Genomic DNA, 20,898 nt, shown 5'->3' with positions numbered 1-20,898 from the left:
CCTTCCGACAAGAAAGACTTCTCATGTCTCCCATCACCCTTGCCGTTCTCGACATGGCCGGCACCACCGTCGCCGACGACGGACTGGTTCTTCGCGCGTTCGCCGCCGCTGCCGAAGCCGGCGGACTGCCTGCCGAAGGCCCGGAAGCCGACGCCGCTCGCCAGTACGTCCTCGACACCATGGGCCAGTCGAAGATCGTCGTGTTCCGGGCGATCTTCGGTGACGAGAACCGCGCCCAGGCCGCGAACGCCGCCTTCGAAACCACTTACGATTCCCTCATCGACCAGGGCCTGGCCGAGCCGATCCCTGGCGCGGAGAAGGCGATCACCACACTGCGCGAGGCCGGCATCAAAGTTGCCTTGACCACCGGTTTCAGCCGATCGACGCAGGACAAACTCCTCGTCGCACTCGGCTGGGAAACCCTCGCCGATCTCACCCTCTCCCCCGCCGAGGCCGGTCGCGGTCGACCGTACCCGGACCTGATTCTGACTGCCCTGCTCAAACTTTCGATCGACGACGTCCACCAGATCGCCGTACTCGGCGACACGTCCAACGACGTGCTCAGCGGCATTCGCTCCGGCGCATCCATCGTCGCCGGAACTCTGACCGGCGCACACGACGAGCAACAGCTTCGCGACGCCGGAGCCACCCACATCGTCCCGTCCGTGACGGAGTTCGCCGAACTCCTCACCCACTCCTGATCTCACCTCCGAAAAAGGAATCGTCATGCGTCTACGCCCGAGCATCGCTGCGGCCGCTCTCGCCGTGTCCGTCCTTTCGTTCACCACTGCCTGCGGTGGCACCGGCACTGCTGCCGGATCAGATACCGAGACCGTCACCGTCTACAGCGCCGACGGTCTGTCCGGTTGGTACAAGGGAAGATTCGACGCCTTCACCGCGCAGACCGGTATCGCCGTCAACCTCGTGGAAGCCGGATCCGGCGAGGTCGTCTCGCGGGTCGAGAAAGAACAGTCCAACCCACAGGCGGACGTGATCATCACGCTGCCGCCGTTCATCCAGAAGGCCGACGCCCAAGGTCTGCTCGAGCCCAGCGGAATCGACACCTCCGCCGTTCCCGCGGACGAGAAGGACGACGCCGGCAAATACGTACCCGTCGTCGAGAATTACCTCTCGTTCATCGCCAATCCGACTGCGTCACCCGCCCCACAATCTTGGGACGATCTGCTCACTGATCAGTTCAAGGGCAAGTTGCAGTACTCCACGCCCGGCCAGGCCGGCGACGGTACCGCGGTGTTGTTGCTGCTCCAGCATCTGATGGGCAAGGAGGGCGCACTCGACTACCTCGGAAAGCTCCAGGCCAACAACGTCGGTCCCTCGTCCTCCACCGGAAAGCTCCAGCCCAAGGTCAGCAACGGAGAACTCCTGGTCGCCAACGGTGACGTCCAGATGAACCTCGCCTCCATCGCCGACGACGGCTCGAAGTTCGACATCTTCTTCCCCGCGGGAGCCGACGGCACTCGCACCACGATTGCACTGCCCTACGTGATGGGCCTCGCCAAGAGCGCACCGAGCAGCGAACAAGCCAAGAAGTTGATGGAGTTCCTGCTCTCCGAAGAATCCCAGAAGACCGTCGCCACCGATGCACTCGGCGTATCGGTCCGCGAGGACGTCCGAAGCAGTGCCGGTGAATCGACCGACAAGAACACGCCTTCGGGAGTTCTGCAGGGCGTCAACGTGTGGACCCCGAACTGGAACGACGTCCTCAGCTCGCTCGACGCCGACATCGCCGCTTACCAGAAAGCCACCGGGAGCTGATCATGGCAAGAACCAGACTGGGGCGGACGCTCCCCGAGACCGTCGGTGTTCACGGAGCGATCGAACATTCCGCTCCGGCCATCACCTTCGATCGCGTCAACGTCGCCTACGGCCGCGGGAAGACCGCAACCCATGCACTCGTCGATTTCAATCTGCGAGTGGCACCGGGTGAAACTGTGGCACTGCTGGGGCCCAGTGGATCCGGCAAGTCGACCGCCCTGAAGGCCCTCGCGGGATTTGTCCGCCCCACGTCCGGTTCCGTCAAGCTCGGCACCCGAGACGTCACCAATCTGCCTCCCGCACAACGCGGTATCGGCGTCGTCGTTCAGTCGTACGCTCTTTTCCCGCACATGCGAGTTTCCGAGAACGTAGCCTTCGGACTCCGAGCCCATCGCGTGCCGCGCTCGGAGATCGGCCCTCGCGTAGCCGAAGCCCTCGACATGGTCGGGATGTCGGCGTACGGAAAGCGCCTTCCCCGTGAGCTTTCCGGCGGTCAACAGCAGCGAATCGCAATCGCCCGAGCCTTGGCAATTCGCCCTGGAGTACTCCTCCTCGACGAACCACTGGCCGCCCTGGATGCGCAACTTCGCGAGAGCATGCTCGGCGAACTGGCGAGACTGCGCGCCGCACTACCTGACACAGCCATGCTCTATGTGACGCACGATCAGAGTGAAGCCCTGGCGCTCGCAGACCGAATCGCAGTGATGCGCAACGCCAGACTCGCGGACATCGACACCGCCGAGGCCTTGTGGAAACGCCCGCCGTCCAGCTTCACCGCGGCCTTCCTCGGGGGTGCGAACCTGCTGCCCTGCACCGTCACACGCGTCATCGGCACCTCCGCACTGGTCTCGATCGGTGGCACGCCGTTCACCGCTCACGCCCCGCAGCCCGAGATCGGGCACATCGAATGGGAGTCCGACATGGACGCCTACCTGTGTGTTCGTCCACACGCGGTAGGCGTAACCGGCGTCGGCGCACGAGGATCATTCCCGGCGCGCATCGTCTCGAGCGTCTGGCGCGGTTCCACGACGCGTCTGACGCTGGCTGTCCGTGGCCTCGACGACGTCCGCGTCGACGCGGATGTTCCAGGGCACGACGAACGACCGGTCGACACCGAAGTGGGCGTCGTCTTGCCCACGGACGGCAGTGTCCTGGTTCCGGCGGATCGCCACCCATGACGACAACCTTGGAACGCCCCGAAACCGCTGTGCCCCAGCACAAAGACCCGATCCCGTGGCGCCGGATCGGGTGGACGCTACCGCCACTGCTTCTAGTCCTCGTGTTTGCTGTCTACCCCACTGCGCGTGTCCTCACGGAATCGCTGAGCACCGGAAGCGGCACCGGGTTGTCCACGTGGTCCTCCGTGCTCGGTTCGGAACTGTTCAGGACCGCACTCTGGCGGACCATCCAGATCGCCGTGGCGTCGACCCTGGGGTGCCTGATCCTGGGAACCTTCCTCGCCTTGGTGCTTGCCTTCGTTCCATTCGCCGGATCCAAGGTGGTGGGGCGATTGATCGACACGGTGCTCGCCCTGCCGTCATTCCTGATCACGCTGGCGTTCACGTTTCTGTACGGCACGGCCGGCGCCGTCAACGCCTTGATCATCCGCATCACCGGCGACGCGAGCGGCCCGCTGAACTTCCTGAACACTCCGTTCGGAGTCATCGCGGCCGAAATCACCTTCTTCACACCCTTTGTCGTGCGTCCACTGTTGGCCGCGTTCACCCAGATTCCGCGTGAACAGCTCGACGTTGCAGCCAGCCTCGGCGCGTCACCCGTCCGAGTTCTGCGGCAGGTGGTGATGCCGGAAGCGTGGCCAGCCCTCCTGGCCGGTGGATCACTCGTACTTCTGATGACACTGAATGAATTCGGCATTGTGCTCTTCACCGGAGCAAAAGACGTCGTAACTCTTCCGGTCCTCATCTACACCCGCGGCATTGTCACCTTCGACTTGCCCGGCGCGGCAGTGATCGCGACGGTCCAGGTCGCACTCTCACTCGGCCTGTACTGCCTCTACCGATTCACCTTCAACAGATTGATGGGAGGCAGCCGTGCTGCTGTGGACACGAAGCTCTAGGGCTCTCGTACTCGGATTCTTCACCCTGGTCGTCGCGGTGGTTTTCGTCGCGCCCATCGCCACTGTCGTAGCGGCTGCTTTGGCCGGATCGTGGACCGGTCCACTTCCGTCGAATCTCGGCGGCAAGAACTTCTCCACGGCGCTGTCCGACGAGAACTTCGCCAGCCTGATCGTCAGTTTGCAGACTGCGTTCATCTCGGGAGCACTGGCATTGATCGTCGGAACGTGGGCAGCGCTGGCCTCTCGTGAGGCACCGATGTGGCTGCGGCGCATCACCGATGCCGTATTCCATTTACCGATTGCAGTTCCGTCGGTCGCGATCGGCTTGGGTCTGCTCATCACTTTCAACGAGCGCCCACTACTGCTCGGCGGCACCAAATGGATCGTGATCCTCGCTCACACGGTTTTGGTGCTTGCCTTTGCCTTCAGTTCCGTATCGGCCGCGCTCGAACGGCTCGATCCCGCCTACCGTCAAGCTGCCGAATCACTCGGCGCCGGCCCAGTGCGGGTGCTGACGCGGGTGACGCTACCGCTGCTGCTCCCAGCGTTGGGTGCGGCCGCCGGGCTTTCCATCGCACTGTCGATGGGTGAGCTGGGCGCAACGGTCATGGTCTACCCGGCGACATGGAAGACCTTGCCGGTCAGTATCTTCGGACTCACCGACCGCGGCCAGGTATTTCTTGCCGCAGCAAATACGACACTGCTGCTTGCAGTTACCCTGATCGCCCTCATGGTGGTTGGCAGAATCCGTCGGCGCTGACCTTGCTGTGCGCCTTTATTAACCGCCCGCGGTTAATAAAGGCGCACAGCAAGGGGTTTAGCCCTTCCTCAGGATGTACCGCTGAACCTTGCCACTCGGGGTCTTGGGCAGGTTCGGAACAAAGTGCACCGTGCGTGGGTACGCGTGCGCTGCAAACTTCTTCTTCACCAGGGTTTGCAGTTCCTTCTCGAGTTCGTCGTCACCGTCGACACCTTCGCGAAGTACGACGAACGCTTCGAGGACCTCACCGCGCAACTCGTCGGGCATGCCCACCACTGCCGCCTCGATGACGTGCTCGTGCATGACCAGCACGCTCTCGACGTCGAAGGGACCGATGCGGTAGCCCGCCATGATGATGACGTCGTCGTCGCGCGAGGAGAAGAAGAAGAATCCGTCCTCGTCCGTCATTCCGGCGTCACCGGTGATGTACCAGCGACCGTCTTCGCTGAATCGCTGCTTCGTCTTCTCCGGCGCATCGACGTATCCGGTGAACCACATCAACGGGCTGTTGTGAGTATCGATCGCCACGCGTCCCTGAGTGCGAGCCGGTGCGATGTCATCCGAATTGTCCTCCAGCACAGCGGCAGACCAGCCCGGCAACGGACGACCCATGGATCCGGGACGGACGTCCTCGCGGAGTCCGTCGGCCCAGGCGTTGACGATGAACATGCCGTGCTCGGTCTGGCCGTAGTGATCACGAACCTCGACGCCCAACGAGTTCTTCGACCACGCAACAACATCCGGAGTCAAGGGCTCACCGGCCGAGGACGCGCGGCGCAGCGAGATGCCTTCCGGAACGGGCGCCTTGTCGGCACGCAGACTGCGGTACACGGTCGGAGCAGCGGCAAAATTGGTGACACCGAACTTCTCGATGATCTGCCACGTCAGCGGCGCGGAGAATCCGGCGTGCAGCAGAATGCTTCGCGTGCCGGCGGCAAGCGGACCGAGCAACGCGTAGTACAGCCCGTACGCCCAGCCCGGGTCTGCGGCGTTCCAGAACACGTCGTCCTGACGGACGTCGAGGCCGAACTCCTGGTAGGCGTGGAACGACGCGAGCGCGCGCACCGGAACCGGCACGCCCTTGGGTGTTCCCGTGGTGCCACTGGTGAACAACTGCACCATCGGTGCGTTGCCGCCGACTGCCTGCGCAGCGCCCCTCGGATCTTCGGCATCCTGAGCTGCGACAAGTGCATCGAAGTCCAACTCGTCACCGGCCGCGCCGCCCGCGACGATGACCTGCCACGCTGCGTCGGCGGGGATGTCCTCACCCGGCGCGAGCTTGTCGAGCTGATTGGCGTCGGAAATGACCACCTTCGCGCCACTGGCAGTCAAGCGAAAAGCGATGGCCGGCGAAGCGAACGCCGTGAACAAGGGCACGTGGACCGCGCCGCGGCGCCAGATTCCGAGGAGTGCGACCACGAGGTCCGCAGACTTGCCCATCAAGGTCGCGACGTTGTCACCCGGCTCGACTCCGAGGTCGGCCAGAGCTGCCGCGAAACGCGCGGACTGCTCACGTAGATGACCGTAAGTGAGATCCACCGAGCTAAGGTCTGCCTCGACGACGGTGAATGCAACGCCATCCGCGGGATGCCGATCGCAGAGCAATTCTGCGGCGCTGGCATGCGGGGTGTCGTACTGGTCCAGCAGCTCGCGCACCCGTGCGGTGGGATCGGTGCTCATCAACTTGCTCCTTATCGATCGTCGTATGGTTGGCCCGACCGGTTACGTTGGCGGCTCGTCATACGTACTGTTCACCCCCTATGATCTAGCTCACAAGAGAACTTCACTACCCCCAGAAAGGGGTACCTGCGTGAATCGACATGCTTCGTCACTTCTGCGTCCCCGCGACGGGGACGCTATGCGAGGTGAACTCCGAACAATTGCAGCTCAGGGCGTTGTTCCCGTGCTGTTCGGAGGCGAGGTCCAGGACGGAACCCTGCACCTGAGCGAATTCGTCGGCACCCGCACCAACAATCTCAAGGGCTTGGCCATCCCGCCACGCTCGGGCATGGGCGGACGCGTCGTCGCCCAGGGTTCACCGATCACCGTCAACGATTACGGCAATTCGCAGTCCATCACTCATCATTTCGACCGGCCTGTTCTCAGCGAGGGCCTGCATTCGATCATCGCCGTTCCGGTCATGGTGTCCGGCAAATCGCGCGCTGTCCTCTACGCCGCGATCCGTGATTCCGCTCCCCTCGGCGATCGCACAGCAGACGTCATGGTCAGCGCATCCCGGCGTCTCGGGATGGAGTTCGCCATCCGCGACGAGGTCGATCGTCGCCTGCAACTACTTCAGGCCGCCGCCGCGACCACCGCCGACGGTATGTCTTCGGAAGAGATCCGCGGAGTCCACGCCGAACTACGCAGTGTCGCCCAGACCGTGACCGACACCGACTTGCAGACCAAGCTCCGCGGACTTTCCCAGCGTTTGGCCAACCTGCTGCGCCCTACCGCCGACGCCGAATCCGACGTCGCGCTCACCCCGCGTGAAGTGGACGTTCTCTCGCAAGTCGCACTCGGCTGCACCAACATCGAAGCCGGCCAACGGCTTTCTCTTCGACCTGAAACAGTCAAGAGCTATCTGCGAAGCGCGATGGGAAAGCTGGACGCGAGCTCACGCCACGAAGCCGTGGTGACCGCCCGCAGGTTGGGACTGCTCCCCTGAGGGGTCAGTAGCCTTCCGGCAGGGCGGTGAGCATGTCGCGGGTGACTGCGACGGCGTTGTCCGAACTTCCGCCCCGCACAACCAGAGTGGCGAAGGCCAGGTTGCCGCGATAGCCGACGAACCACGCATGCGATCCCCCGTCGACCTCGGCTTCACCGGTCTTGCCGTACACCTCACCCTGATCTTCGACGCGTTCTGCGGTACCGCTCGTGACCACGAGTCGCATCATGCCGCGCAGACCGTCGACCATGGCCGGCGTGATCGCCGGACGCTCACCGTCGATGGTGGTTTCGCGCCCCGAAATCAGTTGCGGCACCGGAGTCGAACCGTTCGCGACCGTCGCAGCTGCCATCGCCATTCCGAACGGACTGACCACGACCTTGCCCTGACCGAACCCGTCTTCGGTCCGCTGGACGAGGTCCGACGCCGGCGGCACCGAACCGGAATCGATCGGCAATCCCACCACGTTGTAGTCCTGGCCGATGCCGAACTGCGCTGCGGCAGTGGTCAACGTGTCTGCCTGCATCTCGCTGGCCAACTTGGCGAAGGACGTGTTGCACGAACGCGCGAAGGCCGTTGCCATCGGCACCGTGCCGAGTGCGAACTCGTTGTAGTTGGGGACGCTGCGCTCGCCGATCTCGATTCGGCCCGGGCATGGCACCATCGTGTCGGGGGTCGCCTGACCGGTCGAAATTGCCGCACCTGCCGTGATGATCTTGAAGGTCGAACCAGGCGGGTACTGACCCATCGTCGCGACCGGCCCGTCGCGGTCAGCTGCCTTGTTCTGCGCGACGGCCAGGATCGCGCCACTCGACGGTTCGATCACCACCATCATCGCCTGATCCTTGTTCACGTTCACCGCGCGCTGAGCAGCGATCTGGATGTTGCGGTCCAGACTGATACTGAACGACGGAACCGGTTGTGGCGCAGTCTCGGTCAACACGTCGGTGTCGACGCCGTTCTGGTTGACCGTGACGACACTCCAGCCGGCTTTGCCGTCGACCTCGTCGATGATCGTCTTCTTGATCTGCCCGAGAAGGTCAGGCGCGAACTCCGGGTCGGTCGACACGAGATCCGATTCGTCCGATACCGATACTCCCGATATCGCACCCAACTGCGCCGAAACTTGGTCGTAGTCGTCACTGCGCAGCCGCGTCACCAGATAGTCACCCTTGACGGCCGTCGAGGATTCGGCGATCGACTGACCGGTCAGCGACGCATCGAACCGCCCGAGAACACTTGCGAGACTGTTCGCGGAACCGATGATGTCGTTGCTCTTGGAGCGATCGAACTTCACTCGGTAGACGATTCCCGGCACCAGGACGTCGGTCCCCGAATGCTCGTTGACCCGCGCTCGCGGCGCCGCGGTTGCCCGCAACGACATCGTCTGCTTGTCACCGAGGCGCGGATGAACGTCCGTCGAACTCCAACGGACGGACCAGTCGCCGTCCTTGCGTCCCATCTGCAGCTCGCCGTCGTACGTCCAGACGCGGTCTTTCGGCAGGTGCCACTCGTAGGTGTAGCCGACCGTCGCAGTGTCACCGTTCATCTTCACCGACGTGGTCTCGGCAGTCATCGACTCCGCCTGAAGCGCATCCCAGGTGTCACTCAATACAGGACCCGCGGAATCAGGCCGGTCCGTCATTTTTGCTGCCTCGTCGATGTCCCTGTCACCGAACGCACTCAGGAACTGCTGCGCGACGGGCTCGGGGCCAGCGGGTTTCGGAGTACACGAACTGATCCCCACCGCCAAAAAGATCACGGTGCAGGAGGCCAACAGTTGGGCCGAGCGACTACGAGAGAAATGCCGAGTGTTCATCGAGCCCCATAGTAGGGCGACAAATGCTCCACCCAGCGTAGGCGCGACCATTGCACGCAGCTTGGACGCTCAGTCGAGCAGCACCGTCGAGAAGGTCGCGACCTGCCGGAACCCCACCCGCGAATAGGTCGACCGCGCAATCGTATTGAAGCTGTTGACGTACAGGCTCGCAATGCGACCGGTCGCCATGATCGACTCCGCTACAGCCGCTGTACCGGTCACGCCGAAGCCCTGCCCACGAAATTCCGGGTTGACCCACACGCCCTGAATCTGGCCACAGCGAGCAGACATCGAACCGACCTCCGCCTTGAAGACGACCTGGCCGTCCTCGATATGCGCCCACGCTCGACCAGCGGCGATCAGGCTTGCCACACGATGTCGATATCCGCGCCCACCGTCGTTTGCACGCGGATCGACGCCAACCTCTTCGATGAACATCGCGATCGCGGCAGGCAGATAGATCTCGAGTTCGTCCGAGCGAACCTGCCGCACCAGTGGGTCCGACGGGCATGCCAGCGGCTCGGATACCGCGAGCAACGGCTGTTCGGGGCGAACCTCCCGCGCAGTTCCCCAATCGAGCTCGAGCATCTCCCACAGCGGCAACGCCAATTCGGCGCGACCGACCACCGACGAGCACATGCGCGGAATCCGACAGGCGCGGTCAGCGAATGCCCGAATGTCATCCGGATCGCCTCGAAGTGGAACCAGATTTGCCCCGGCAAAGCACAGCGAGGACAACGGCCCGCCTCGACTCCACAGCTCGCCGTGAATCATTCGTGGGTCGACACCGCATTCTTCGACGCGCGCGGCAATCATGCAGGCGGCCACCGGATCGGCGTCGAGTACCCGTCGGACGTCTTCGAGATCTCGACTTCCGACCTGCTTGGCTCCGAGGAGTTTGAGCATCCGTCAACCCCCTCGACTCGACTGCGCGTCCACGAATATCACTACCCGATCATGATGCACTCAGATTGCCACGAACCTGACACCGACGGGGAAGATTCATCCGGCAATCACTCAACTCACGGTGACGACCGGCGCACCCTCCGAAGCGTCACCCTCCATGCTTTCGGCGATTTTCATCGCTTCTTCGATCAAAGTCTCGACGATCTGCGCCTCGGGCACCGTCTTGATGACCTTGCCCTTGACGAAGATCTGGCCCTTGCCGTTGCCGGACGCCACACCGAGGTCAGCCTCACGTGCTTCACCCGGTCCGTTCACGACGCAACCCATGACTGCCACGCGCAGCGGGATCTCCATGCCTTCGAGGCCGGCAGAGACCTCGTCGGCAAGTGTGTAGACATCGACCTGTGCACGGCCACACGAGGGGCATGACACGATCTCGAGCTTGCGGGGACGCAGGTTCAGAGACTGCAGAATCTGGTTACCGACCTTGATTTCTTCGGCCGGCGGGGCCGAGAGCGAAACCCGGATGGTGTCGCCGATACCCTCCGCGAGCAGCGCACCGAAGGCGACCGCGGACTTGATCGTGCCCTGAAACGCCGGCCCTGCCTCCGTGACGCCGAGGTGCAACGGGTAGTCGCACTTGGCGGCGAGTTGGCGGTAAGCCTCGACCATGATCACCGGATCGTTGTGCTTGACGGAGATCTTGATGTCACCGAAGCCGTGCTCTTCGAACAACCCGGCCTCCCACAGCGCGGACTCGACCAACGCTTCGGGCGTCGCCTTGCCGTACTTCTCCATCAACCGAGGATCGAGCGATCCCGCGTTGACACCGATACGGATCGGAATGCCTGCATCACCGGCAGCCTTGGCCACCTCTTTGACACGGCCGTCGAATTCCTTGATGTTGCCCGGATTGACGCGCACCGCAGCGCATCCCGCATCGATTGCCGCGAAGATGTAGCGCGGCTGGAAGTGGATGTCGGCGATAACCGGAATCTGGCTCTTCTTCGCAATGATCGACAACGCGTCCGCGTCTTCCTGACGCGGGCAGGCGACACGGACGATGTCGCAACCGGACGCGGTCAGTTCCGCGATCTGCTGGAGCGTTGCATTGACGTCGTGCGTCTTCGTGGTGCACATGGACTGCACCGAGATGGGGAAATCGCTGCCCACACCTACCGTGCCGACCTGCAGCTGCCGTGTCTTGCGTCGAGGAGCAAGAATCGCTGCGGGTGCCGAGGGCATTCCCAGTCCGATAGGGATGGTCACGTCTGTGCCTTCTTTCATAGCTTCACTGCAAGTTTAGCCGGGCGATCGCCGCACTACCGCGCGGCAACCGTCGCCATGCTCACACGGTCAGAAGATCTTGATCGGATTGACGATGTCAGCCGTGAGTGTCAGCAACATGAACGCGCCACCGATCACGATGAATACGTAAGTAATCGGAAGGAGTCTCGTGTAGTCGACCGGGCCGCCGGGAATCAAGCCGCGGCGAGCGCGGAACCAATCGCGGATCTTCTCGTAGAAGACCACCGCGATGTGACCGCCGTCGAGCGGCAACAGCGGCAGGATGTTGAAAACACCGAGGAAGAAGTTGATCGATGCGAGCAGTCCGACGAACGTCGCCCACTGTGCACGGTCCGCCGCTTCACCGCCGATAACGCTGGCACCAACCACGCTGATAGGTGTGTCCTGGGCGCGTTCGCCGCCTGTCACCGATTCCCACAACGCACCGACCTTTGCCGGCAGATCAGCCATGGCCTTGACCGATTCGACCAGAGTGAAGCCGGTGAAACTCAGGGTGCCCGGAACTGCGCTGAAAGCGTTGAACTGGAGCAGGGGTGGAGACACGGTACCCAGGCTCATTCCGACCGCGCCCACTGTCGCCGAACGCAAATCACCTGTTGCCGGATCCGTCACCCACCGCTGTGCCTGTTCTACGACGACTGGAATCGTTAGATCCTGCCCGTCGCGTTCGACGCTGAGCACTGCAGTACCGGTGACAGGCTGCAATTTGGCCACCACATCGGCCGATGTCGACACCGGTTGCCCATCAACGGCTGTGATGACATCCGACGGCTCCAACCCAGCCCGTTGCGCCGGACCGTCACCGGAGCACGTCGCCAGAGTTCCGTCTTCGGTCTGCGTCGGTGCGACGCACGACAGACTTCCCACCTTTGCCAACGTATCGCCGCTGCGATCCGGCAGGCCCCAGCCGAGAGCCAGCCCGTAGAGCAGCGCAAAGCCGAGAATGAAGTTCATCGCGATACCGCCGGACATGACGACGACGCGCTTCCACGCCGCCTTCTTGTACATCGCGTGCGGCTCTTCTTCGGGTGTCATCTCGTCTAGAGCCGTCATGCCGGCGATGTCGCAGAATCCACCGAGCGGCAGCGCCTTGAGGCCGTACTCGGTCTCACCTCGACGGAACGAGAAGATCTTCGGTCCGAAGCCGATGTAGTAGCGGCGAACCTTCATTCCCAAAGCCTTGGCCGTCCACATGTGGCCGGCTTCGTGCAGGGCGATGGACACGCCGATGCCGAGGGCAAACAGCACTACGCCCAGTGCGAAAACCATGAAAGCTCTAGCCCTCCTGCTTCACGAGCTGACGCGCTCGTGTTCGTGCCCAGCCGTCTGCGGCCAGAACGTCGTCCACGGTAACTGGTTCCGCGGACCATTGACCTGCATCGTCGAGAACAGCGGCCACTGTGCGGACGATCGCCGGGAAGGAAATGACACCGTCGAGGAATGCCTGAGCCGCCACTTCGTTGGCCGCGTTGTAGATCGCCGTGAAGCAACCGCCGGATTTACCCGCGCTTCGCGCCAGATCGACGGCGGGGAACACCGACGAATCGAGCGGCTCGAATTCCCAGGTGGAGGCGGTGGTGAAGTCGCATGCCGACGCAGCACCTTCGATGCGGTCCGGCCAGCCGAGAGCGAGAGCGATCGGGAGCTTCATGTCCGGCGGGCTTGCCTGTGCCAGCGTCGACCCGTCGAAGAAGGTGACCATGGAATGCACGATCGACTGCGGATGCACGGTGACGTCGATGCGGTCGTAGTCGATCCCGAACAGCAGGTTCGTCTCGATCAGCTCGAGGCCCTTGTTGACCAGAGTTGCCGAATTGAGGGTGTTCATGGGCCCCATCGACCAGGTGGGGTGCGCTTTTGCCTGAGCTGGATTCACACTTTCGAGATCCTCGGCGCTCCAGCCACGGAACGGCCCACCCGAAGCGGTGAGAACCAACCGAGCCACTTCGTCGCCTGTTCCACCACGTAGACACTGGGCAAGCGCCGAATGCTCCGAGTCGACCGGCACGATCTGACCGGGTGCGGCGGCTTTGGTCACCAGCGCTCCGCCGGCGACAAGCGATTCCTTGTTCGCCAGCGCCAGGCGCGCTCCCGAGTTCAGCGCCGCCAGAGTCGGTTCGAGTCCCAACGAACCGACGAGTGCATTGAGGACAACATCGGCACCGCTGTCCCGAACCAGTTCCGTCACGGCGCTCGGTCCCGAACGGGCGGTTACCGATTCCAGCGCCGATGCCGCAGCAGGATCGGCGACGGCGACGTCCGTGACGCCGGTTGCACGAATCTGTTCGCCCAACAACTCGACGTTGTTGCCGCCCGCTGCGAGACCGACTACTTCGAAACGATCGGGGTTGGCTGCGATGACCTCCAGCGCTTGGGTACCGATCGAACCGGTACTGCCGAGGAGGAGGACGCGGGTACGTGTGGTTTCCTGCACTCGCCCATTGTTCCTGATAACACCTGAGAACAACCTTATCGACGCCCAACTACGTACGACAGGCAGTCGTATGTCACCATATTGGGCAGTAGTGCAACCGAATGAGCAGGAGGATCGACCGTGGCCGATACCCAGTTGGACGTCAAGTACAGCGCCCCCGTCGTGGTCTCGCACGTCGATGAGGCCGAGGTCCCCTCTGCCGCATGGGGGTGGAGTGGTGAAGGACTCAAGTTTTTCCGTTTCCTCGGATGGTTCTTCGCAATATTCCTGCTTCTGATGATGATCGGAAACCATCACGGCAAGGTCGAGGATCTGTGGCTCATCGGCACCGCCGGATTGATGATCTTCGTTCTGGTCCGCGACATCGTCATCCGTCGCCGCCCGCGCTAGAGACCTGATAAAGAGAAGGCCTCCACGAACGAAAGTTCGTGGAGGCCTTCTCTTTATGTGTTTTTCAGGCCTGGAGGGTTTCAGTTCTCGGCTGCCAGCTGGCCACAGGCTGCGGCGATTTCCTGACCGCGCGTATCGCGCACGGTGCACGAGACACCCTGGGCGATGACCCGACGCACGAACTCACGCTCGACGTCCTTGGGGCTCGCGTCCCACTCGCTACCCGGAGTCGGGTTGAGCGGAATCAGGTTGACGTGCACCAACCCGCCGAGTGCTTTCTTCAGCTTCTTGCCCAGCATGTCCGCGCGCCACGGCTGATCGTTGACGTTCTTGATCATCGCGTACTCGATGGACACACGCCGACCGGTCTTGTCTGCGTAGTACCGGGCAGCCTGAAGTACCTCCGACACCGACCAGCGATTGTTGACCGGCACAAGTGTGTCGCGCAGTTCGTCGTCCGGTGTGTGCAGCGATACCGCCAGCGTGACGCTCAGGCCTTCGTCAGCGAGCTTGCGGATAGCGGGGGCGAGGCCGACAGTCGAGACCGTCACGGACCGCTGAGAGAGACCGAGCCCGTCGGGTGCGGGCGAAGTGATGCGTCGTACCGCTGCCACCACGCGCTTGTAGTTCGCCAAAGGCTCGCCCATACCCATGAACACGACGTTCGAGAGGCGTCCGGGTCCGCCGGCAACATCACCGTCGCGCATTGCGGCCGCTGCCTCGCGAACCTGATCGACGATCTCGGCGGTCGAAAGGTTGCGGTCGAGGCCGCCCTGACCCGTCGCACAGAACGGGCAGGCCATTCCGCAGCCTGCCTGACTCGAGATACAGAGCGTCGCCCGATCGGGATAGCGCATCAGGACGCTTTCGAGCAGCGTTCCGTCATGCGCCTTCCACAGGGTCTTGCGAGTGTCGCCCGAATCGCACGCGAGGTGCTTGATCGGGGTCAACAAGGTCGGGAATAGCGACTCCCCCACCTTCTCGCGCACCGATGCGGGGAGATCGGTCATCTTCTCCGGATCGGCTTCGAGCCGCGCGTAGTACTGACGCGCGAGCTGATCGGCCCGGAAAGCCGGAAGGCCGAGCTCTTTCACCGCTTCTTTGCGCTCGGCGGAATCGAGATCGGCGAGGTGCCGTGGAGGCATTCCGCGCTTGGGTGCAGTGAAAACGAGGGGAAGAGAGGCAGCCATAGTTACACCATTGTCCCATTGTTTTGGGGTGCTACCCCACTGCCACCCGATTGTGGCCGGATTACCCGTGCAACTTTGCGCAGGTTGCGTGATGATCATGTCATGTCAACCACACCAGAGGATCCGTCGAACTCCCCCGTGTACGGCCCCGCCGACGGTTTCGGTCCCGATCCGGAACTTCCGAAGGTGGGCGAGGACAAGGCAGTGGAAAAACACGATCCGGAACCGACACCGACGCCTGAACCGGTGCCGACCGGAACGTCGGTCACCGACCGAACCAGAGCTGCGACGACCTGGGTTGGCCTGGTCATAGGCGCAATTGTGCTGATCTTACTGCTGGTGTTCATCCTGCAGAACCTCGAGAGCGTCTCCGTCAAGATCCTCGCCTGGCAGATCGACTTTCCGCTCGGAATCACGATCCTGCTCTCCGCGATCGCGGGCGCATTGATCATGGCGTTGGCAGGCGGGGTTCGCATCATTCAGATCCGGCGCGCAGCGAAGCGGCAGATGTGACTGAAATCTAGTTACGCAATTGGGTCGATCGATGGGCCAGCAGGCATCATTGATGTCGTGGAAATCACCGGAAAGGCCCTGATGTGACTACTCACATGGAGAGACCTGTGACCTCGCGAATTGCCCCACAGCAGGCAAGATCCTGGCTCCTCGTCCCCGCGTCCAAACCGGACACCTTCGACGCCGCACTCGCGAGTGCGGCCGACGCCGTCATTCTCGACCTCGAGGATGCCGTCACCGCACCCAACAAACCGGCGGCCCGCCGCGACGTCGCCGCATTCCTGAGCGAACACAATCACGCCTGGGTTCGGATCAACGATGCCACGACACCGTTCTGGGAAGAGGATCTGGCCGCACTCGCGGGCCTCCCCGGACTTGAGGGTGTCATGCTCGCAAAGACCGAAAGCGGTCAGCAGGCCGACGCCACGGCCGAGCGACTTCCCGAAGGCACCAAGATTCTTGCTCTCGTCGAATCCGCGGTAGGACTCGAGGCTGCGCCCGAGATCGCACGCACAGACGGCATCTTCCGTCTCGCATTCGGCAGCGGCGACTTCCGGCGCGACACTGGGATGGACGACTCCCCCACGTCGATGTCGTACCCGCGTTCGCGGCTCACCATCGCCAGCCGCGCGGCACGCATCGCTCCGCCGATCGACGGTCCCACGCTCGGCCCCGATCTGGATCTGCTCGCCCGAGACTGTGCGATCACCTTGTCACTCGGTATGGCCGGCAAACTCTGCATGACCACCGCGCAGACTGCCCCCGTCAACGCGGGACTGAGTCCCTCCGTGGCCGACGCGATCTGGGCTCAGAATGTCATCGACGATCTCGGCGAAGACGGCTCACGCGTGCGCGATGGCAGCGACCTGCCCAAGCTCGCCAAGGCGAAGAAGATTCACAAGCTCGCCACCCTGTTCCACATCCCCACCGATCACTGATTTTTTTACTACTGAATCGGTGCAGAAAACGTCAGGCGCTCAAGTCGGAGCGCCTGACGTTCGTCTTTTGAGCCCGCCTTCACGCAAGTTCGAGTGATCGTGGTTTGGACCGAACATGGATCCGGTATCGCACCGTGAAGCCCAATCCCGTTACTTGCGAGAACGCACGCTCGGCAGTCTTCTCGGTGAACTCGATCCCGAGTACCCGCCGCAAGTCGTCTCGATTCTCGAACTCCCACCGGGCGTCGACACGGGTAAGCGAGAAACCTTGAGCCTCGAAGAATCCTTCGACCGCCGCGGGATCGTATTTGGGCAGATCCGCCCTCATCCACTCTCCGTACGGGCCGGCGCTCACATCGAGATCCACGATCAGCAGGGCTCCCCCGGGCCTCAGGATGCGCATGGCTTCACGAATTCCCGGGCCGCAGCCTTTGCCGAAAAAGTACGCCGTACGGGCATGAACGAGATCGACTGAAGCATCCACCAGACCCGTGGACTCTGCTGAACCCTGGACTACGTCGATCGACGCCGAATCGCGGGTTCGTTCCCGCGCGGCCTTCACCAGCGGCGCGTGCGGCTCCACTCCGACAACACGACGGGCAGTACGAGCGAACTCCGGTAGATGGAACCCCGCCCCACAGCCGACGTCGACGACGTCGCGTCCAGACCAGTCGACCTGGGCTCGCATCGCGGCCCAGATGGAACCGTCGACGTCCTGCGCGCGGTTCTCGATTTCGTACACGTCCGGCCAATGCCAGATGTTCGGGCTGGGGATCGGCTTGGAACGGCCGGAGAAGAAATCACGCACGCGAAATCAGACGAGTGCGTACAGAATCAGCCAGGTGACAAATGCCGACGGCAGGAGTGAATCCAGGCGATCCATGATTCCGCCGTGGCCGGGAAGCAGGGTTCCCATGTCCTTGATGCCGAGTTCACGCTTGATCTGCGATTCGATCAGGTCTCCGACCGTCGCGACTACCACCAGGACGACACCGAGCAGGACGCCGATCATCGAGTTCGCGTCGAGGATCAACGTCACCGAAAGCAGGCTGCCGATGACGCAGAAAATGAGAGAGCCGACAAATCCTTCCCAGGACTTCTTCGGGCTCACAGCCGGCACCATCGGGTGCTTCCCGAACAGCACTCCGGCCGCGTAACCGCCGATGTCGGAGCACACGACACCGATCATCAGGACGAAAACGCGACCCGGGCCGTCGTCTTCGAGCACCATCAACGCACCGAATGACGCCAACAGCGGGATCCACGCCAGAACGAACACCGTGATGGAGGTGTCTCTCAGGAAGTTCTTCGGGGTCGCCTTGAGCCCGTGGTCGAACAACCGCCACACCATGCACACCAGGACGGTTGCGGTGAATCCGCTGAGCACCCCGACCGGTCCCCACGGCCAGCCGAGCCAGATCGTGGCTTGCCCTCCGACGAGAAGGGGAATTCGCGGCACCTCGATGTCGGCTTCACGAAGCCGCGTTGTGACCTCCCACGTCGCGATGAACATCGCGATCGCGACGACAGCGATCCATCCCGGGGGCAGGAAGATCAAAGTGCCGATGACCAAGGCTCCGAGACCAGCTCCGACGCCGATGGCGGCAGGTAGGTTCCTGCCCGCCTTCGACTTCGGCGGTTGCGCGCCCTCAGCGCCGCCCGTAGGCCCGTCCGTGACGGGACCACCGGCGGTTCCCTCTTGTGCGTGCACCCAAACTCCCTGATCTACTCCCGACGACAAACACTGCAAATGAGGAGGCTATACCTCCATCAACTCTGCTTCCTTGTGCTTGACGAGTTCCTCGACCGTGTGCACGTACTTCGCCGTGGTCTTGTCGAGTTCTTTCTCTGCGCGACCGACCTCGTCCTCGCCGGCTTCACCGTCCTTCTGGATCCGGCCGAGTTCGTCCATCGCCTTGCGGCGGATGTTGCGCAGCGTGACCTTCGAATCCTCGCCCTTGGACTTGGCCTGCTTCACCAGTTCACGACGACGCTCTTCAGTGAGCTGCGGAACCGAGATGCGGATGATGCTGCCGTCGTTGGACGGGTTCACACCGAGATCCGAGTTGCGGATCGCCGTCTCGATCGCGTTGAGCTGCGAAGCCTCGTACGGCTTGACGATGACCATGCGGGCCTCGGGGACGTTGATGCTCGCGAGTTGCGTGATCGGCGTGATCGAACCGTAGTAGTCGATCACGATGCGCGAGAACATACCGGGGTTCGCGCGTCCGGTGCGAACCGAGCCGAGATCGTCCTTGGCTACCGTGACAGCCTTTTCCATCTTCTCTTCTGCCTCGAAGAGCGCTTCATCGATCACGGCTGTTCCTCCATGTTGTTCTGCATCATTTTTTGGGTGTCACTCACGACTTGATCAGGGTGCCGATCTTCTCACCGGACACCGCGCGAGCGATGTTTCCTTCGGTGAGGAGGTTGAACACCATCATCGGCATCGAGTTGTCCATGCACAGGCTGAACGCCGTCGCGTCCGCGACCTTGAGCTCACGTTCGATGACCTCGCGGTGCGTGATCTGTTCGTACATCGTCGCGTCCGGGTCGATACGCGGGTCGGCCGAGTAGACGCCGTCGACGGCCTTGGCCATCAGCACTACCTCGGCACCGATCTCCAGCGCGCGCTGCGCAGCAGTGGTGTCGGTGGAGAAGTAGGGCATACCCATCCCGGCACCGAAGATGACTACGCGCCCCTTCTCGAGGTGCCTACGTGCGCGAAGCGGAAGGTACGGCTCGGCGACCTGTCCCATGGTGATTGCCGTCTGCACTCGAGAATCGACGCCGGCCTTCTCCAGGAAATCCTGCAGTGCGAGGCAGTTCATGACGGTGCCGAGCATGCCCATGTAGTCGGAGCGCGCGCGATCGAGGCCACGCTGCTGCAGTTCCGCTCCGCGGAAGAAGTTTCCGCCGCCGATGACGACTGCAACCTGCACGCCCGATCGAACGACCTCTGCGATCTGCTCAGCCACCTTGGTGACCACGTCGGGATCGAGACCGACTTTGCCGCCTCCGAACATTTCGCCGCCGAGTTTGAGCAGGACCCGCTTGAATCCTGGACGTTCGTTGGCTGGTTCGGACATTGTTCTCCTCAGTTCGATACAAGACCTTGTAGGTCCTTCATTCTTCTTCTGCCGCTGAATCGGACACCGCGACATAGGAAAGCCCCCGGGACTCGTCCCGAAGCACTCTTATCCTGCCTCATCGGAGGCCCCAGGTACACGTAGACCCCGCCGGTAGAGCAAATGCTCTTCAGGCGGGGTCCATGTGTACGGGCTCCGAATTAAGCGGAGGCGCCGACCTCGAAACGCACGAAGCGCTTGATGGTCACGCCTGCCTCGTCGAGGATCGCCTTGACGGTCTTCTTGGAGTCCGTGACCGAAGACTGCTCGGTCAGAACGACGTCCTTGAAGAAACCGTTGACGCGGCCTTCGATGATCTTCGGCAGAGCCTGCTCGGGCTTGCCTTCTGCGCGGGCGGTCTCCTCGGCGATGTGACGCTCGGAAGCGACGATTTCAGCGGGAACCTCGTCACGCGTGACGTACTTTGCCTTGAGTGCTGCGACCTGCATTGCAGCGCCGCGAGCGGCCTCAGCAGCAGCATCGCCTTCGCCGGTGTACTCGATGAGAACGCCGACAGCGGGCGGCAAGTCGGAGCTGCGCTTGTGCAGGTACACGGCAACGGGGCCGTCGAAGGAAGCGACGCGGCTCAGTTCGAGCTTCTCGCCGATCTTCGCGGACTGCTCCGCAATGACGGTGTCGATGGTCTTGCCGTCGAGCTCGAGCGCCTTGAGAGCGTCGAGGTCCGCAGGCTTGCCAGCAGCAGCGACGGTCACGATCTCGTCGGCCAGCTTGATGAACTCGTCGTTCTTGGCGACGAAGTCGGTCTCGCAGTTGATCTCGATCATGACGCCGTCCTTGGCGACGACGAGACCCTCAGCGGTGGTGCGCTCTGCGCGCTTTCCGACATCCTTCGCGCCCTTGATGCGCAGCTGCTCGACGGCCTTGTCGAAATCGCCGTCTGCATCTGCGAGTGCGTTCTTACATGCCATCATTCCGGAGCCGGTGAGCTCACGGAGCCGCTTGACGTCAGCGGCGGTGTAGTTCGCCATGA

At 62.7% G+C, this 20,898-nt stretch carries 21 protein-coding genes; 9 read left to right on the top strand and 12 right to left on the bottom strand.

Translation table 11 applies throughout. The annotated features are described in order from the left end of the window. Positions 1 to 23: 23 nt before the first annotated feature. The 5 genes from ABX74_RS11015 to ABX74_RS10995 are packed head-to-tail and all read left to right on the top strand — an operon-like array spanning position 24 to position 4,613. The gene (locus ABX74_RS11015; RefSeq protein WP_019748003.1) at positions 24 to 701 is read left to right on the top strand and encodes a phosphonatase-like hydrolase; all 678 of its coding nucleotides are present in this window, start codon (positions 24 to 26) and stop codon (positions 699 to 701) included. Between the two features lie 25 nt (positions 702 to 726). Beyond that, positions 727 to 1,776, top strand: a complete 1,050-nt coding sequence (locus ABX74_RS11010; protein ID WP_020969356.1) for a 2-aminoethylphosphonate ABC transporter substrate-binding protein — start codon at positions 727 to 729, stop codon at positions 1,774 to 1,776. A 2-nt stretch (positions 1,777 to 1,778) separates the two neighbouring features. Further along, complete coding sequence (locus ABX74_RS11005) at positions 1,779 to 2,954, top strand: ABC transporter ATP-binding protein (protein ID WP_020907382.1); 1,176 nt, start codon at positions 1,779 to 1,781, stop codon at positions 2,952 to 2,954. Beyond that, a complete protein-coding gene (locus ABX74_RS11000) occupies positions 2,951 to 3,853 on the top strand; it encodes a 2-aminoethylphosphonate ABC transporter permease subunit (protein WP_020907381.1) in 903 nt (300 codons plus the stop codon). Before ABX74_RS11005 ends, ABX74_RS11000 begins: the two co-directional genes overlap by 4 nt. Then, on the top strand, positions 3,828 to 4,613 hold the full coding sequence (locus ABX74_RS10995; RefSeq protein ID WP_019747999.1) for an ABC transporter permease: 786 nt from the start codon (positions 3,828 to 3,830) through the stop codon (positions 4,611 to 4,613). Before ABX74_RS11000 ends, ABX74_RS10995 begins: the two co-directional genes overlap by 26 nt. 57 nt (positions 4,614 to 4,670) lie before the next feature. Here the strand turns inward: ABX74_RS10995 and ABX74_RS10990 are convergent, their stop codons facing one another. Further along, complete coding sequence (locus ABX74_RS10990; protein WP_046378401.1) at positions 4,671 to 6,293, bottom strand: AMP-binding protein; 1,623 nt, start codon at positions 6,291 to 6,293, stop codon at positions 4,671 to 4,673. 178 nt (positions 6,294 to 6,471) lie between these two features. Here ABX74_RS10990 and ABX74_RS10985 point away from each other — a divergent pair, with 178 nt between their 5' ends. Beyond that, a complete protein-coding gene (locus tag ABX74_RS10985; protein ID WP_046378400.1) occupies positions 6,472 to 7,281 on the top strand; it encodes a LuxR C-terminal-related transcriptional regulator in 810 nt (269 codons plus the stop codon). A 4-nt stretch (positions 7,282 to 7,285) separates the two neighbouring features. Here ABX74_RS10985 and ABX74_RS10980 read toward each other — a convergent pair whose 3' ends face one another. From ABX74_RS10980 to dxr, 5 genes are all read right to left on the bottom strand, one after another. Further along, a complete protein-coding gene (locus ABX74_RS10980; protein WP_020907378.1) occupies positions 7,286 to 9,100 on the bottom strand; it encodes a penicillin-binding transpeptidase domain-containing protein in 1,815 nt (604 codons plus the stop codon). Between the two features lie 69 nt (positions 9,101 to 9,169). After that, a complete protein-coding gene (locus tag ABX74_RS10975) occupies positions 9,170 to 10,006 on the bottom strand; it encodes a GNAT family N-acetyltransferase (RefSeq protein ID WP_003942692.1) in 837 nt (278 codons plus the stop codon). A gap of 111 nt (positions 10,007 to 10,117) precedes the next feature. Further along, positions 10,118 to 11,275, bottom strand: coding sequence for a flavodoxin-dependent (E)-4-hydroxy-3-methylbut-2-enyl-diphosphate synthase (ispG, locus tag ABX74_RS10970; protein WP_007734888.1), 1,158 nt, complete (start codon positions 11,273 to 11,275; stop codon positions 10,118 to 10,120). Positions 11,276 to 11,362: 87 nt separating this feature from the next. Further along, a complete protein-coding gene (locus ABX74_RS10965) occupies positions 11,363 to 12,583 on the bottom strand; it encodes a M50 family metallopeptidase (RefSeq protein ID WP_019747995.1) in 1,221 nt (406 codons plus the stop codon). Between the two features lie 7 nt (positions 12,584 to 12,590). Next, on the bottom strand, positions 12,591 to 13,748 hold the full coding sequence (gene dxr / locus ABX74_RS10960; protein ID WP_020969350.1) for a 1-deoxy-D-xylulose-5-phosphate reductoisomerase: 1,158 nt from the start codon (positions 13,746 to 13,748) through the stop codon (positions 12,591 to 12,593). Between the two features lie 120 nt (positions 13,749 to 13,868). Between dxr and ABX74_RS10955 the strand changes: the two genes are divergently transcribed. Next, positions 13,869 to 14,138 carry a DUF2631 domain-containing protein gene (locus tag ABX74_RS10955; protein ID WP_047888826.1) on the top strand — a complete coding sequence of 90 codons (270 nt, stop codon included), beginning with the start codon at positions 13,869 to 13,871 and terminating at the stop codon, positions 14,136 to 14,138. Between the two features lie 80 nt (positions 14,139 to 14,218). Here ABX74_RS10955 and rlmN read toward each other — a convergent pair whose 3' ends face one another. Continuing rightward, a complete protein-coding gene (rlmN, locus tag ABX74_RS10950) occupies positions 14,219 to 15,328 on the bottom strand; it encodes a 23S rRNA (adenine(2503)-C(2))-methyltransferase RlmN (protein ID WP_019747992.1) in 1,110 nt (369 codons plus the stop codon). Between the two features lie 102 nt (positions 15,329 to 15,430). Between rlmN and ABX74_RS10945 the strand changes: the two genes are divergently transcribed. Together ABX74_RS10945 and ABX74_RS10940 are read left to right on the top strand one after the other, a co-directional pair. Then, positions 15,431 to 15,841 carry a lipopolysaccharide assembly LapA domain-containing protein gene (locus ABX74_RS10945; RefSeq protein ID WP_020969349.1) on the top strand — a complete coding sequence of 137 codons (411 nt, stop codon included), beginning with the start codon at positions 15,431 to 15,433 and terminating at the stop codon, positions 15,839 to 15,841. Between the two features lie 95 nt (positions 15,842 to 15,936). After that, on the top strand, positions 15,937 to 16,779 hold the full coding sequence (locus tag ABX74_RS10940; RefSeq protein WP_030244636.1) for an HpcH/HpaI aldolase/citrate lyase family protein: 843 nt from the start codon (positions 15,937 to 15,939) through the stop codon (positions 16,777 to 16,779). Between the two features lie 79 nt (positions 16,780 to 16,858). On the opposite strand, the gene ABX74_RS10935 is transcribed toward ABX74_RS10940, so the two are convergent. The 5 genes from ABX74_RS10935 to tsf form a co-directional block, all read right to left on the bottom strand. Next, on the bottom strand, positions 16,859 to 17,587 hold the full coding sequence (locus ABX74_RS10935; RefSeq protein ID WP_019747989.1) for a class I SAM-dependent methyltransferase: 729 nt from the start codon (positions 17,585 to 17,587) through the stop codon (positions 16,859 to 16,861). Positions 17,588 to 17,593: 6 nt separating this feature from the next. After that, positions 17,594 to 18,490, bottom strand: coding sequence for a phosphatidate cytidylyltransferase (locus tag ABX74_RS10930; RefSeq protein WP_003942673.1), 897 nt, complete (start codon positions 18,488 to 18,490; stop codon positions 17,594 to 17,596). A 48-nt stretch (positions 18,491 to 18,538) separates the two neighbouring features. After that, on the bottom strand, positions 18,539 to 19,096 hold the full coding sequence (gene frr, locus ABX74_RS10925; protein ID WP_003942777.1) for a ribosome recycling factor: 558 nt from the start codon (positions 19,094 to 19,096) through the stop codon (positions 18,539 to 18,541). Positions 19,097 to 19,139: 43 nt separating this feature from the next. Then, entirely contained in the window at positions 19,140 to 19,868 is a 729-nt protein-coding gene (gene pyrH, locus ABX74_RS10920) for a UMP kinase (protein ID WP_019747988.1), read from the bottom strand. Positions 19,869 to 20,068: 200 nt separating this feature from the next. Beyond that, positions 20,069 to 20,896, bottom strand: a complete 828-nt coding sequence (gene tsf / locus ABX74_RS10915; protein WP_019747987.1) for a translation elongation factor Ts — start codon at positions 20,894 to 20,896, stop codon at positions 20,069 to 20,071. Positions 20,897 to 20,898 lie beyond the last annotated feature (2 nt).

The organism is Rhodococcus sp. ARP2, from assembly GCF_001029585.1.
GTDB lineage: Bacteria > Actinomycetota > Actinomycetes > Mycobacteriales > Mycobacteriaceae > Rhodococcus_F > Rhodococcus_F erythropolis.
The sequence above is the reverse complement of the archived record's forward strand: the minus strand, read 5'-3'. Positions and strand labels throughout refer to the sequence as shown.